The organism is Streptomyces sp. B21-105, assembly GCF_036898465.1.
In the GTDB taxonomy this organism is placed as follows: Bacteria; Actinomycetota; Actinomycetes; order Streptomycetales; family Streptomycetaceae; genus Streptomyces.
Window position 1 is genome coordinate 8,196,456 of the sequence record NZ_JARUMJ010000001.1, and the last position, 12,558, is coordinate 8,209,013.

At 72.2% G+C, this 12,558-nt stretch carries 12 protein-coding genes; 7 read left to right on the plus strand and 5 right to left on the minus strand.

All coding sequences use genetic code 11. The features are described from left to right. Positions 1 to 205: 205 nt before the first annotated feature. The 4 genes from QA802_RS36710 (at position 206) to QA802_RS36725 (ending at position 3,734) form a co-directional block, all read left to right on the plus strand. Complete coding sequence (locus QA802_RS36710; RefSeq protein ID WP_334532118.1) at positions 206 to 1,225, plus strand: sugar ABC transporter substrate-binding protein; 1,020 nt, start codon at positions 206 to 208, stop codon at positions 1,223 to 1,225. After that, positions 1,225 to 2,301: an ABC transporter permease gene (locus QA802_RS36715; protein WP_334532121.1), complete on the plus strand. Its 1,077-nt coding sequence runs from the start codon at positions 1,225 to 1,227 to the stop codon at positions 2,299 to 2,301. The genes QA802_RS36710 and QA802_RS36715 overlap by 1 nt, the downstream gene beginning before the upstream one ends. 8 nt (positions 2,302 to 2,309) lie before the next feature. After that, positions 2,310 to 3,275 (plus strand): ATP-binding cassette domain-containing protein, encoded by a 966-nt coding sequence (locus QA802_RS36720; RefSeq protein WP_334532124.1) that lies wholly within the window; start codon positions 2,310 to 2,312, stop codon positions 3,273 to 3,275. A gap of 207 nt (positions 3,276 to 3,482) precedes the next feature. Continuing rightward, positions 3,483 to 3,734, plus strand: coding sequence for a hypothetical protein (locus tag QA802_RS36725; RefSeq protein ID WP_416070954.1), 252 nt, complete (start codon positions 3,483 to 3,485; stop codon positions 3,732 to 3,734). A 79-nt stretch (positions 3,735 to 3,813) separates the two neighbouring features. On the opposite strand, the gene QA802_RS36730 is transcribed toward QA802_RS36725, so the two are convergent. The 3 genes from QA802_RS36730 to QA802_RS36740 all read right to left on the minus strand — a co-directional run bounded on the left by QA802_RS36730 (position 3,814) and on the right by QA802_RS36740 (position 7,010). Then, on the minus strand, positions 3,814 to 4,818 hold the full coding sequence (locus QA802_RS36730) for a Gfo/Idh/MocA family protein (protein ID WP_334532127.1): 1,005 nt from the start codon (positions 4,816 to 4,818) through the stop codon (positions 3,814 to 3,816). Between the two features lie 86 nt (positions 4,819 to 4,904). Beyond that, on the minus strand, positions 4,905 to 5,681 hold the full coding sequence (locus QA802_RS36735) for an SDR family oxidoreductase (RefSeq protein ID WP_334532130.1): 777 nt from the start codon (positions 5,679 to 5,681) through the stop codon (positions 4,905 to 4,907). Between the two features lie 48 nt (positions 5,682 to 5,729). Next, positions 5,730 to 7,010, minus strand: coding sequence for a phytanoyl-CoA dioxygenase family protein (locus tag QA802_RS36740; protein WP_334532133.1), 1,281 nt, complete (start codon positions 7,008 to 7,010; stop codon positions 5,730 to 5,732). A 117-nt stretch (positions 7,011 to 7,127) separates the two neighbouring features. Here QA802_RS36740 and QA802_RS36745 point away from each other — a divergent pair, with 117 nt between their 5' ends. Further along, entirely contained in the window at positions 7,128 to 8,162 is a 1,035-nt protein-coding gene (locus QA802_RS36745; RefSeq protein ID WP_334532136.1) for a LacI family DNA-binding transcriptional regulator, read from the plus strand. 80 nt (positions 8,163 to 8,242) lie between these two features. Here QA802_RS36745 and QA802_RS36750 read toward each other — a convergent pair whose 3' ends face one another. Both QA802_RS36750 and QA802_RS36755 read right to left on the minus strand, forming a co-directional pair. Beyond that, on the minus strand, positions 8,243 to 8,911 hold the full coding sequence (locus QA802_RS36750; RefSeq protein WP_334532139.1) for a hypothetical protein: 669 nt from the start codon (positions 8,909 to 8,911) through the stop codon (positions 8,243 to 8,245). A 151-nt stretch (positions 8,912 to 9,062) separates the two neighbouring features. Continuing rightward, positions 9,063 to 10,220, minus strand: coding sequence for a Gfo/Idh/MocA family protein (locus QA802_RS36755; RefSeq protein WP_334532142.1), 1,158 nt, complete (start codon positions 10,218 to 10,220; stop codon positions 9,063 to 9,065). A gap of 225 nt (positions 10,221 to 10,445) precedes the next feature. On the opposite strand from QA802_RS36755, the gene QA802_RS36760 reads away from it, so the two are divergent. Then, the gene (locus tag QA802_RS36760) at positions 10,446 to 11,513 is read left to right on the plus strand and encodes a LacI family DNA-binding transcriptional regulator (RefSeq protein ID WP_334532145.1); all 1,068 of its coding nucleotides are present in this window, start codon (positions 10,446 to 10,448) and stop codon (positions 11,511 to 11,513) included. A 112-nt stretch (positions 11,514 to 11,625) separates the two neighbouring features. Further along, complete coding sequence (locus tag QA802_RS36765; protein WP_334532148.1) at positions 11,626 to 12,414, plus strand: alpha/beta fold hydrolase; 789 nt, start codon at positions 11,626 to 11,628, stop codon at positions 12,412 to 12,414. Positions 12,415 to 12,558: the final 144 nt, after the last annotated feature.

Sequence of the window (12,558 nt, forward strand, 5' to 3'; positions counted from 1 at the left end):
ATGATGTCATAACAAAGTATTGACAGTGGGCCCGCCAAGGAATTGAATCCGGTCCCAGCAGTGCACAGGCCGGGTCCGGGACACCTGAACAGTCGCGGACCCGGCCCCCCGGCCCCAATCTGAAGAGAAAAGGGCACCGGGTCCTTCCGATCGCCGTCACCCGATCCCCGTCGTTTTCTCTGTCGCACAGTGAGGTGCAGGAAAGATGGAAAGCTCTTCTCCGTCCCGCTCACGCAGCATCGCTCCGGTCGTGGCCATGGCCGCGGCGGTGGCCCTGACTCTCGCGGGCTGCTCCAGCAGCTCCGGGGGGAAGAAGTCCGATGAGAGCGCGGACGGCGCCTCCGCCGGCAAGGCGAGCACCCCGCGGATGAAGGTGGCGCTGGTGACCCACCAGTCGCCCGGTGACACCTTCTGGGACATCGTCCGCAAGGGCGCCGAGGCGGCCGCCGCCAAGGACAACGTCGAGCTGGTCTACTCCGCCGACCCGAACGCCGGCACCCAGGCCAACCTGATCCAGAACGCGATCGACCAGAAGGTCGACGGCATCGCCGTCACCCTGGCCAAGCCGGACGCCCTCAAGGACGTCATAGCCAAGGCGAAGACCGCGAAGATACCCGTCGTGGGCCTCAACTCCGGTGTCAGCGAGTGGAAGAACCTCGGCCTGATGGAGTTCTTCGGCCAGGACGAGACCGTGGCCGGCGAGGCCCTCGGCAACCGGCTCAACACCGAGGGGGCCAAGAAGGCCGTCTGTGTCATCCAGGAGCAGGGCAACATCGGCCTCACCCAGCGCTGCGACGGCGTGAAGAAGACCTTCAAGGGCACCACGGAGGTCCTCAACGTCAACGGCACCGACATGCCGTCGGTGAAGTCGACGATCACCGCCAAGCTGAGCCAGGACAAGGCCATCGACTACGTGGTCACCCTCGGCGCCCCGTTCGCGCTGACGTCGGTGCAGTCGGTGGCCGACGCGGGCAGCAAGGCGAAGATCGCGACCTTCGACCTCAACAAGGACCTGACCGGCGCCATCAGCAAGGGCACGATCCAGTTCGCCGTCGACCAGCAGCCCTACCTCCAGGGCTACTTGGCGATCGACTCGCTGTGGCTCTACAAGAACAACGGCAACTACATGGGCGGCGGCGAGCAGCCCGTGCTGACCGGCCCGGCCTTCGTCGACAAGTCCAACGTCGACGCGGTCGCCGCGTACGCCGCGAAGGGCACTCGGTGATGAGCGGGACCCAGCATGCGGAGCCGGCGGTGGGGACACCGCCGGCCTCCGGCCCAGAGCAGGCCGACGGCCGGACCGCCCGGCGTCCGCTCGCGCTGAGGCTGCTGGCGCGTCCCGAGGTCGGGGTGTTCCTCGGCGCGGTCGCGGTGTACGTCTTCTTCCTGGTCGCGGCGCCTCCGGTGCGTGAGGGCGCGGCGATGGCGAACATCCTGTATCAGTCGTCGACCATCGGGATCATGGCGTTGCCGGTGGCGCTGCTGATGATCGGCGGGGAGTTCGATCTGTCGTCGGGTGTCGCGGTGATCACCTCGGCGCTCACCGCGAGCATGCTCAGCTACCAGCTGACCATGAACGTGTGGGTCGGTGTGGTGGTGGCACTGGCGGTGTCGCTGGGGATCGGGTTCCTCAACGGCTGGATGGTGGTGAGAACCGGCCTGCCGAGCTTCCTGATCACGTTGGGCACGTTCCTGATCCTGCAGGGCGTGAACCTGGCGGTGACGAAGCTGGTCACCACGAACGTGGCGACCGACGACATCAGTGACATGGACGGGTTCGGGCAGGCGCGGAAGGTCTTCGCGTCGTCGTTCCACATCGGCGACGTCCAGGTGAAGATCACAATCGTGTACTGGCTGGTGTTCGCGGCGCTGGCGACGTGGGTGCTGCTGCGCACCCGGTACGGCAACTGGATCTTCGCGGTGGGCGGGAACAAGGAGTCGGCGCGGGCGGTCGGCGTGCCGGTGACGTTCACGAAGATCTCGCTGTTCATGCTGGTCGGCCTGGGCGCCTGGTTCGTCGGGATGCATCAGCTGTTCACGTTCAACACCGTGCAGTCGGGTGAGGGCGTGGGCCAGGAGTTGATCTACATCTCCGCGGCGGTGATCGGCGGCTGTCTGCTGACCGGCGGCGCGGGCTCGGCGATCGGTCCGGTGTTCGGTGCGTTCATGTTCGGCATGGTGCAGCAGGGCATCGTCTACGCCAACTGGAACCCGGACTGGTTCAAGGCCTTCCTCGGCGTGATGCTCCTCGGCGCCGTCCTGATCAATCTGTGGGTCAGCCGCGCGGCGACCCGGAGGTGACCCACCCCATGACATCCACCGACAGCAACGACAACACCGACAGCAACGACAACACCGGCAGCGACGGCAGCACCGGTGTCCACGGGGCCGTCCTCGCGGACAGTGTTCCCGAGCCGGGGGGCGACGCGGCGATCGTCGAACTGCGCGGCGCGGGCAAGTCGTACGGCAACGTCCGTGCCCTGCACGGCGTGAGTCTGGCCGTCCACCCGGGCCGGGTGACGTGTGTGCTGGGCGACAACGGCGCCGGCAAGTCCACCCTCATCAAGATTGTGTCGGGGCTGCACCAGCACACCGAGGGCGAGTTCCTCGTCGACGGCGGCCCGGTGCGGTTCACCAGCCCGCGCGAGGCCCTCGACCGCGGCATCGCCACCGTCTACCAGGACCTGGCCACCGTGCCGCTGATGCCGGTGTGGCGCAACTTCTTCCTCGGCTCCGAGATGACCAAGGGCCCCTGGCCCGTGCGCCGTCTCGACATCGACGCCATGAAGCAGACCGCCGACCGCGAACTGCGCAACATGGGCATCGTCCTGGACGACATGGAACAGCCCATCGGCACCCTCTCCGGCGGGCAGCGCCAGTGCGTGGCGATCGCGCGCGCCGTCTACTTCGGCGCCCGGGTGCTGATCCTGGACGAGCCCACCGCCGCCCTGGGCGTCAAGCAGTCCGGCGTGGTGCTGAAGTACATCGCCGCCGCCCGCGACCGCGGCCTCGGCGTCATCTTCATCACCCACAACCCCCACCACGCCTACATGGTCGGCGACCACTTCAGCGTCCTGCGTCTGGGCACCATGGAACTCACCGCCTCCCGCGACCAGGTCAGCCTCGAAGAGCTCACCAACCACATGGCCGGGGGCGCCGAACTCGCCGCCCTCAAGCACGAGTTGTCGCAGGTCCGCGGCGTCGACGTCGACGAACTCCCCGAGGCGAAGGACCTCACCGCCCCCGTGGCGGCCTCGGGCGAGGGCAAGTCGTGAGACGTCCGTAGGACTTTCCCCGGCTTTCCCCGGGCAAGTCCCAAGACGCGCGCAGTACCGGACGGGAGCGGCCGTCGCCGACAGGCGGCGCCGCTCCCGCGCTCGTATGCGGGTCCGGTACCGGAACCGATGGCGTGGCGTGGACGTTCCAGAAGACAGAAGGCGCGGACGGGACGGGAAACGTGCCGAGCGGGCGGGGAGGGTGACATGCGGGAAGAGCAGCACACGGGGCGACCGGAAGAACAGCGGGCGGACGCGACGGACGTGTCGCACACGACGGACGCGGCGCAAGGGGCGCACACGACGGACGCGGCGGAGGTCGGGCGTCGGGCCCGGTTCGGTGCGCTGCCGGAACGGGTGAACCCGCAGGACCTGGTGGAGGAGCGGCCGGCGACCCCACGTGACCCCGCGCGGGACGCCTACGACCCGGATCAGGTCGCCATCCGCTACGGCCTGTGAACACGGCGAGGGCGCCCGGGGGCCGGGGCGTGGCACGCCCTCGTCCCCGGCCGCCCTCGCCCGGCCGCTTCGGGAGCCGTCAGGAGCCGCGCACCTCCGCGATCGTCACCGGCCGGTGCTCGTGCAGGGACAGCGTGCACGCCTCGGCGATCCAGCCCGCCTCCAGGGCGTCCTCGATCGTGCAGGGCGAGGGGCGGGCGCCGGACACGACCTCGGTGAACGCGGTGAGTTCGGCGCGGTAGGCGGCGGTGAAGCGGTCCATGAAGAAGTCGTGCGGGGTGCCGGCCGGGAAGGTGACCCCGGGCTCCACCGAGCGCAGCGGCAGCTTGTCCTCCAGACCCACGGCGATCGAGTCGGTGAAGCCGTGGATCTCCATCCGCACGTCGTAACCCCGGGCGTTGTGGCGGGAGTTGGACACCACCGCGATCGTGTCGTCGTCCAGGGTGAGGATCGCGCCGGTGGTGTCGGCGTCGCCCGCCGCCTTGATGTAGTCGGCGCCCCGGTTGCCGCCGACCGCGTACACCTCGCTCACCTCGCGGCCGGTGACCCAGCGGATGATGTCGAAGTCGTGCACGGAGCAGTCCCGGAAGATGCCGCCGGACGCGGCCACGTACGCGGCGGGCGGCGGGGCCGGGTCCAGCGTGGTCGAGCGGACCGTGTGCAGTGTGCCCAGCTCACCGGCCTGCACCGCGGCCCGCGCGGCGACGAAGCCCGCGTCGAAACGGCGGTTGTAGCCGATCTGGATCGGCACCCGACTGCCCTGGACGGCCTTGAGCACCTCGACCCCCTCGGCCATCGTCCGCGCGACGGGCTTCTCGCAGAAGACGGGGATGCCCGCCTCGACGGCGGCGAGGATCAGGCCCGGGTGGGCGTCGGTCGCCGCGGCGATCACGACGCCGTCCACCCCGGCGGCCAGCACGGCCTCGGGGGAGTCCGCCACCTCGGCGCCGAACCGCTCGGCGGCGGTCTTGGCAGCTTCGGCGAACGGATCGGCCACGACGAGCGACTCGACGGCGTCGAGTCCGGAGAGGGTCTCGGCGTGGAAGGCGCCGATGCGGCCGAGGCCGAGGATTCCGATGCGCATGAGGGTGCAGCTCCTTGAGGGTCTTGCGGGGACGGGGAGGTTGAGGTTGACGGGGACGGTGCGGGGGACGGGCGGCGGGTGGGCGTCTAGTCCAGTCCGCCGAGGACGTTCTGGTCCCAGTCGATCACCGAACCGGTGACCACGCCGGAGCGGTCCGACAGCAGCAGGACGACGAAGTCGGCGATCTCGTCGGGTTGGCCCAGCTTGCCCATCGGCAACCTTGTGGCGGCCTGATCAAGCCAGTCGTCGCCGGCGCCGTGGAAGGCCCGCTGCGTGGCGTCCTCGCCCTCGGTGGCCGTCCAGCCGATGTTGAGGCCGTTGATCCGGATCCGGTCGAAGCGGTGGGCGTGCGCGGCGTTGCGGGTGAGGCCCATGAGCCCGGCCTTGGCGGCGACGTACGGCGCGAGGAAGGGCTGCCCGCCGTGCGCCGATGAGGTGATGACGTTGACGATCGTGCCGGGGGCGTTGCGGGACAGCATGTCCGCGACCGCCGCCTGCATGGCGAAGAACGGCGCCCGCAGATTGATCGCGATGTGCTGGTCGAACAGCTCGGGCGAGGTATCCAGCAGTGTGCCCCGGGACGTCAGTCCCGCCGAGTTCACCAGACAGTCGACCCGTCCGTAGGCCGCCACCGTCTCGGCGACCGACGCCCGCGCCTGTTCGGCGTCCGCCAGGTCGGCCTGGACGAACACGGCCTTGCCGCCCGCGGCGGCCAGTTCCGCGACGAGGGCTTCGCCCGGCTCCCGCCGCCGTCCGGTGACGGCCACGACGGCGCCCGCACCGACCGCGGCCCGCGCGACCGCCGCGCCCACGCCCTGGCTGCCGCCGTTGACGAGGACGACCTTGTCGTCGAGAGGTCCCATGTAGGGGGTTCCTTTCAGCTGGTGCGCCGTGTCAACCGGTGTTCCGTGTCAACTGGTGCGCCGTGCGGCGCCGGCCCACAGCGCGTTCCGGAGGGCCTGTGGGGTCCACTCCTCGCGCAGCGCCTGCCGCACGAGGTCCGCCTGCGAGGGCGGGGCCAGTCCGCCGACCGGCGGGTCGGCGTCCAGGTTGGTGGGGAAGGGGTAGCCCTCGGCGCTCGCGGCGACGACCCGCTCCAGCCATTCCGCGCCGGCCCCCCGCGACCGGCGGCTCAGCAGCACGGGGAAGACCGCGTTCACCACCGCCTCCCGGTCCACGGTCTCCATGGCGCGTCCGAAGGCCGAGGACACCTGGAGCAGGTTGGCCGTCCTGCGCACGCCGGCCGTGCGGTTCGCGCCGGCGGCGTGGAAGACGGCGGGATTGAAGAACGCGGCGTCGCCCTTGGCGAGCGGCAGCTGCACGTGCCGTTCGGCGAAGTAGGCCTGGAACTCCGGCCGCCGCCAGGCGAGATAGCCCGGCTCATAGGTCTGCGAGTACGGCAGATACAGCGTGGGCCCGGACTCCACCGGCATGTCGCAGTGCGCGACCGCGCCCTGCAGCGTGAGCACGGGGGAGAGGCGGTGGACGTGCGCCGGGTAGGCGGCGGCCGCCTCGTCGGAGAGGAACCCGAGGTGGTAGTCGCGGTGCGGGCTCTGGGCCGCGCCGCCCGGGTTGACCACGTTGACCTGCGAGGTCACCTGGTAGCCGGGACCGAGCCAGGAGTCGGCGACCAGGGCGAGGACGTCGTTGGCGTAGTAGTCGGCGAACGCCTCCGGGTCGTGGAGGGCGGCCTTCTCCAGGGCGTTCCAGACGCGGTCGTTGGCACCGGGCTTCGCGAAGTGGTCCCCGGCGGTCGCCCCCGAGGCGTGCTGCGCGGCGATGAGCGCGTCGAAGACGGCGGTGAGCCGGTCGACGACCGCCGCGTCGGGGAAGGCGCCGCGCAGCACGACCACGCCGGGGCCGTCGGAGAAGGCCCGCACCAGCTCGGCCCGCACCACGTCGGCCCGCACCAGGTCGGCCCGCACCAGGTCGGCCCGCACCAGGTCGGCCCGCACCAGGTCGGCCGGCGCCGGCTCGGCCCGCACCAGGTCGGTGCGCACCGTACGGCCGCCGTCAACGGTCGCCCGCAGGCGCGCGCTGTCGTAGACGAGGACGTTCCCCTCGACGGCCGCGGCGTGCGGGTAGTCGGCGAGGTCGGTCGTGCGCTCGACGAGCGAGCGGAACACGTCCAGGTCGCAGTCCTGCCCGGTCAGCCGGGCGGCACTGCGACCCGGCACGGAGGTGAAGGACATCGGCGTCCCTTCGGTGACAACGGCGGCTCAGCCCTGCCATTCTTGTCATGACAAACCCGTCGAACAACCAGCAGGCAGCCGTCAAAAACCCCTCAAGCCGATGCCGAGGAGCCTTCCGTGGGCCATCCCTTCCCCCTCCGCGAGATCGCACGTCAGGCCGGTCTCAGCGAGGCGACCGTCGACCGGGTGCTCAACGGCAGGGGCGGCGTGCGGGAGTCCACCGCGCAGGAGGTGCGCCGGGCCATCGCCGACCTCGACCGCCAGCGCACCCAGGTCCGGCTCGTCGGCCGCACCTTCATGGTCGACATCGTGATGCAGGCGCCGGAACGGTTCACCACCGCCGTTCGCTCCGCCCTGGAGGCCGAGCTGCCGTCGCTGCACCCGGCCGTGCTGCGTTCGCGCTTCCACTTCCGCGAGACCGGACCGGCCGGCGAGCTGGTGGCGACCCTGGACCGGATAGCCAGGCGCGGCTCGCAGGGCGTGATCCTCAAGGCGCCGGACGTTCCCGAGGTCACCGCGGCCGTCGGCCGGCTGGTGGCCGCCGGCGTCCCCGTCGTCACGTTGGTCACGGACCTGCCCGCCAGTGCCCGGCTCGCCTACGTCGGCATCGACGACCGCGCGGCCGGCGCGACCGCCGCCTATCTCATGGGCCAGTGGCTGGGTGACCGGCCCGGCAACGTCCTCACCAGCCTGAGCAGCGGGTTCTTCCGCAACGAGGAAGAGCGCGAGATGGGATTCCGGGGCGTGATGCGGGCCCGGCACCCGGAGCGGGCGCTCGTGGAGACCGTCGGCGGGCAGGGCCTGGACGCCACCCAGTACGACCTGGTGCGCGGCGCCCTGGAACGGGACCCGCAGATCCGCGCCGTCTACTCCATCGGCGGCGCCAACATCGCCGCCCTGCGCGCCTTCGCCGACCTCGGCCGGACCTGCGCGGTGTTCGTCGCCCACGACCTCGACCAGGACAACACCCGGCTGCTGCGCGAGCACAGGCTGTCCGCCGTCCTCCATCACGACCTGCGCCACGATGTGCGCGAGGCCTGCCACACCGTGATGCGGGCGCACGGCGCGCTGCCGCCGGCCGGGCCCCGGCCGCCGTCGGCGATCCAGGTCGTCACCCCGTACAACATGCCGCCCCGGGCGGCGGCCGGCTGACGCGGGCCGCCGCCCGGGGCGTGCGCTCTCCTGGTCTCCCGGGCGTCCGGGCCGGGTGTTCCGGACGCCCGTCCCGCGCCTCAGGCCCGCAGGAGGGGGGCGTCGGCCGGCGGGGCGACGCGGGCCGCGCTGCGGTACGTCGAGATCCCCACCGCCAGCAGCCAGTAGCTGAGGACGAAGCCCATCAGCGCGGTCGTGGCCCAGCCGTTCGCCGCGTAGAAGAACGCGGGGTCGTTGCCGAAGAACAGCGACGGCACGAACCCGAGGTTGACGCCGGCCAGGACCTGGGCGGAGCGGCCGGTCCAGCGCGGCAGCAGCCCGGTGCGGACGACGGCCTGGCCGAACGCGGTCAGGAACAGCGCCAGCATGAGGCGCGAGATCGACCCGTACAGGATGTAGGTGCCGCTGACGTCGATCGTCGGGTCGATCGGATGGTCGACGGCGATGACCGCGCCTGCCTCCAGACCCATCGAGACGAGGGTGACCGTGGCGTACACGAGCCCGGTCGCGAAGGCGATCGAGCCGATCCACTCGTGGTCGGGACGGACGCGCCGGACCAGTTCCCGGAACGCGGTCACGAACACGACGAGGCACGCCAGGGCGACGATCCCGACCAGCAGCCGGGACAGGACGTTGACGTCCGGCGGCGGCCCCGCGTAGAGGAAGTACAGCGGCACCTGGACGATGAGGGCGACGGCGGCGACGACGGCGGCGAGGCCGGTCAGGCGCCGGGCGATGGCTTCGGACATGGGGTCCCCCGAGTTCTCGGCGTGGCGGATACGGCGCCGGCCTCTCGGATCGCGCGAGGCCCCGTCCGGACCGGCCCCTGAAGACTGCCGCCTCGCGCGGGCCAGGTCGCGGGGCCTGGGCGCCGGATCGGGGGTGGTCCTGACGCCACCCCTACGGGTGCACGTCGACCCAGGAGCGGCTCTCGGCGGAGCGCGACATCGCCTCCAGCACGGTCGCGCTGTGCACCGCGTCCGCGAGCGTCGCCCCGTGGGGGCCGCCCTCGGCGACCGAGCGCAGGAAGCGGTGGGCCTCCACGACCTTGAGGTCGTCGTAGCCCATCGCGTTCGCGGCGCCCGGCTGGAAGGCGCCGAACTCGCCGTCGCCCGGGCCCACGTACACCGTGCTGACCGGCTGGTCCTGGTACGTCGTGCCGCGGCTGACGCCCAGCTCGTTCATCCTCCGGAAGTCCCAGAACACCGCGCCCTCGGTGCCGTGCACCTCGAAGCCGTAGTCGTTCTGCGCGCCGACCGAGACCCGGCAGGCCTCGAGCACGCCCCGCGCGCCGGAGGCGAAGCGCAGCAGACAGTTGACGTAGTCCTCGTTCTCGACCGGGCCGAGTTCGCCGCCCGCCGCGAGGCTGTGGCCGGCCGTCGCGCCCGTCGGGCGGGCCCGCTCCGGGACGAAGACCGCGGTGTCGGCCGCCAGCGACGTGATGTCGCCGAGCAGGAAGCGGGCCAGGTCGACGCCGTGCGAGGCCAGGTCGCCGAGCACTCCGCTGCCGCCGCGCTCCCGTTCGTACCGCCAGGTCAGCGCGCCGTCGGGGTGGGCCGCGTAGTCGCTGAGGAGACGAATGCGGACATGGGTGACGGCGCCCAGCTCGCCGGCGGCGATCAGCGCGCGGGCGGTCTCCACAGCCGGCGCGTTGCGGTAGTTGAAGCCGACGGCGCCCTGGACCCCGGCCCGGGCCACCGCGTCCGCCACGGCGACGGCGTCCGCACGCGTGAGGCCCACCGGCTTCTCGATCCAGATGTGCTTGCCGGCCTCGGCCATCGCGACGCCGATCTCGCGGTGCAGGAAGTTCGGTGCGGTGATGCTGACGGCCTGGACGCGGGGGTCGGCGGCCACCTCATGCCAGTTGCGGGTGGTGGCGGTGAAGCCGAACTGCGCGGCGGCCTCCTCCGCCCGGCCGGGGACCTCCTCGGCGACGACCACCAGCTCCGGACGCAGGGCGAGCTGCGGGTAGTGGTGCCGGACGCGGGCGTACGCCTGGGTGTGCACCCGCCCCATCCAGCCGAACCCGACGACGGCGACACCGAGCGCGTCCACCATGACGGCCCCTCTCAGCCTTCAGCCGGCCCTCGATGGACCGGTCCATGTCCTGTCCAAGTCACCCTGAGGGCGGCCTGCCGAGGGTGTCAAGCCTTTCGGGGACCCATGCAACGAGGGACGACGAGGGGCGGTGAGGGGGGTGAGGGGGGTGAGGGGGGGGGCGGGAGCGGTGAAGACACACGGAACCCTTTGACAGCCGCGCGGCGACATGGAACGGTCCATGTCATGAGACCACCGACCATCCGTGACGTCGCCGACCGCGCGGGCGTGTCCAAATCCCTGGTCTCCCTGGTGCTGCGGGGCACCGGGCAGGTGCGCGCGGAGAAGCGGGAGGCCGTCCTGCGCGCGGCCGGCGAACTGGGCTACCGGCCGAACACGGCCGCGCGCAGCCTCAGCGAGCAGCGCGCCCTCCCCGACACCCCGGCACGTCCGGGCGGGCGGACCCCCATGGTCGGCGTCCTCCTGCACGACCTGCGCAACCCCTGGTACGTGGACCTCCTGGACGGTCTCAACTCCCTGCTGCACGCGCACGGTCTGCACATGCTGCTCGCCGACGCCCGTCTCCACCGCCGCGTCGGACAGGACCCGGCCGGCCCGTTCCTGGACCTCGGGGCGGACGGGCTGGTGATCGTCGGGACGCTGCCCGACCCGGCGGCGCTCGGCGAGGTGGCGCAGCGGATCCCGGTCGTCGTGGCCGGCGCCCGGGAACCCGTCCCGCCGGGGGTCGACGTGGTCGCGGGCGACGACGAACAGGGCGCGCGCCTGGTCACCGAGCACCTGCTGGCGCTCGGCCACCGCCGTATCGCGCACATCGCGGGGTACGGCGCGGTCGGCGAGCTGCGGCGGCGCAGCTTCGAGGCGGTGATGCGCGAGCACGGTGTGGAGCGGCCCGCCGTGGAGGCCAGCGACATGACCGAGGAGGGCGGCCACCGCGCCGCCGTGCGGCTGCTGGGCCGTCCCGACCGGCCGACGGCCGTGTTCGCCGTGAACGACATGGCCGGTGTCGGCGCGCTGTCGGCCGCCGAGGAACTGGGCCTCGGCGTTCCCGGGGACCTGTCCGTGGTCGGTTACGACAACACCAGTACGTCGCGGCTGCGGCACCTGTGGCTGACCACCGTCGACAACGCAGGCCACGAGGTCGGCCGCCGGGCCGCCCGCTGCCTCCTGGACCGGTTCGAGGGGAGCGGGGGGCCTGGCGGCGGGGGAGCGGGGGGCGGGGGTGCCGGGCGGTTGCAGCTTGCCGCGCCGCTGCTGGAGATCCGGGGGACGACGGCGGCCCCGCTCAGCGGTTGATCGCGCGGGTCTTCCGCGGCGTCTCGTGGACGGTCCATGTCGTGCGGTCGCCCTCGGCCTCTTGTCCGGCGTTGCGGATGCGGCCTCGCGGGGGCGGGGGCAGGCTCGGGGTATGGGCGAACGGTGGCAGATCCGGCGAGCGGGCGCGGCGGACGCCCCGCACCGGGTGCTGATGATTCCGGGCGGGATGTGCACGACGGAGTTCTACGCGGACGTGATGGCCGAGCCCACGGTGGCGGGGCTTCAGACGGTCGCGGTGACCCAGCCGGGCTTCGGCCCCACCGAGGCGCCGGTGGACGTCTCCATGGAGCACTACGCCCGGCTTATGGCGGAGTTCGCCGCCGAGGACGGCTGCGACACCGTCGTCGGCCACAGCCTGGGCGCGAACGTGGCGCTGGAGATGGCCGCGATGGGCCTGTTCCACGGCCCGCTGGTCCTGCTGTCCCCGACCTTCTCGCGCGGCGACGAGGAGACGTTCCTGACCGTCCTGAACGCCCTGGGCCGGGTGCCGGTGCTGGGCCCGGCGGCCTGGACGGCCATGATCCGGCTGCTGCCCAAGGCGCTGAAACGCGAGCTGCCGCCGCACCGTGCCGACGCGCTGGCGGCGGTCATGAGCGGCAACGACCCGGCGGCCTGCCGCCGGATCGTACGCGCCTACTACGCCTACCTCGACCGGTATCCGTCCCTGGTCCCGCGGTTGTGCGAGGCCGACGTCCCCGCCTGGGTGGTGCGCGGGGACCGCGACGGGATCGGCCTGACGGACGGGGAGCGGCGCGGCCTCGACGCCTGCCCACGGGTCCGCACGGTCACGGTGGCGGACGCGGGACACCTCGCCCTCGTCGAGCAGCCGGCCGCCGTCGCCGCGGTCGTCGCGGAGGCGGTCACGGCAGCGGTGCGCTGAGGGCCGGGGCGGGCGGGGCGGGGTGCGGGCGGCGGATCGCGGCGTGCAGCGCGCGGGGCGGTGGGGGAGCGGCGGGCGCGCCCGTTCGGCGCGCTCCTTCTGCACAGCCCTTCAGCGCACTCGTTCAGCACGCCTCTTCAGCGC

Coding starts and splice junctions, on each gene's coding strand:
- QA802_RS36750 (WP_334532139.1), bottom strand. CDS start 8,911: ATGTCCGAAGCCATCGCCCGGCGCCTGACCGGCCTCGCCGCCGTCGTC.
- QA802_RS36755 (WP_334532142.1), bottom strand. CDS start 10,220: ATGGTGGACGCGCTCGGTGTCGCCGTCGTCGGGTTCGGCTGGATGGGG.
- QA802_RS36710 (WP_334532118.1), top strand. CDS start 206: ATGGAAAGCTCTTCTCCGTCCCGCTCACGCAGCATCGCTCCGGTCGTG.
- QA802_RS36725 (WP_416070954.1), top strand. CDS start 3,483: ATGCGGGAAGAGCAGCACACGGGGCGACCGGAAGAACAGCGGGCGGAC.
- QA802_RS36740 (WP_334532133.1), bottom strand. CDS start 7,010: ATGTCCTTCACCTCCGTGCCGGGTCGCAGTGCCGCCCGGCTGACCGGG.
- QA802_RS36765 (WP_334532148.1), top strand. CDS start 11,626: ATGGGCGAACGGTGGCAGATCCGGCGAGCGGGCGCGGCGGACGCCCCG.
- QA802_RS36735 (WP_334532130.1), bottom strand. CDS start 5,681: ATGGGACCTCTCGACGACAAGGTCGTCCTCGTCAACGGCGGCAGCCAG.
- QA802_RS36760 (WP_334532145.1), top strand. CDS start 10,446: ATGAGACCACCGACCATCCGTGACGTCGCCGACCGCGCGGGCGTGTCC.
- QA802_RS36730 (WP_334532127.1), bottom strand. CDS start 4,818: ATGCGCATCGGAATCCTCGGCCTCGGCCGCATCGGCGCCTTCCACGCC.
- QA802_RS36720 (WP_334532124.1), top strand. CDS start 2,310: ATGACATCCACCGACAGCAACGACAACACCGACAGCAACGACAACACC.
- QA802_RS36715 (WP_334532121.1), top strand. CDS start 1,225: ATGAGCGGGACCCAGCATGCGGAGCCGGCGGTGGGGACACCGCCGGCC.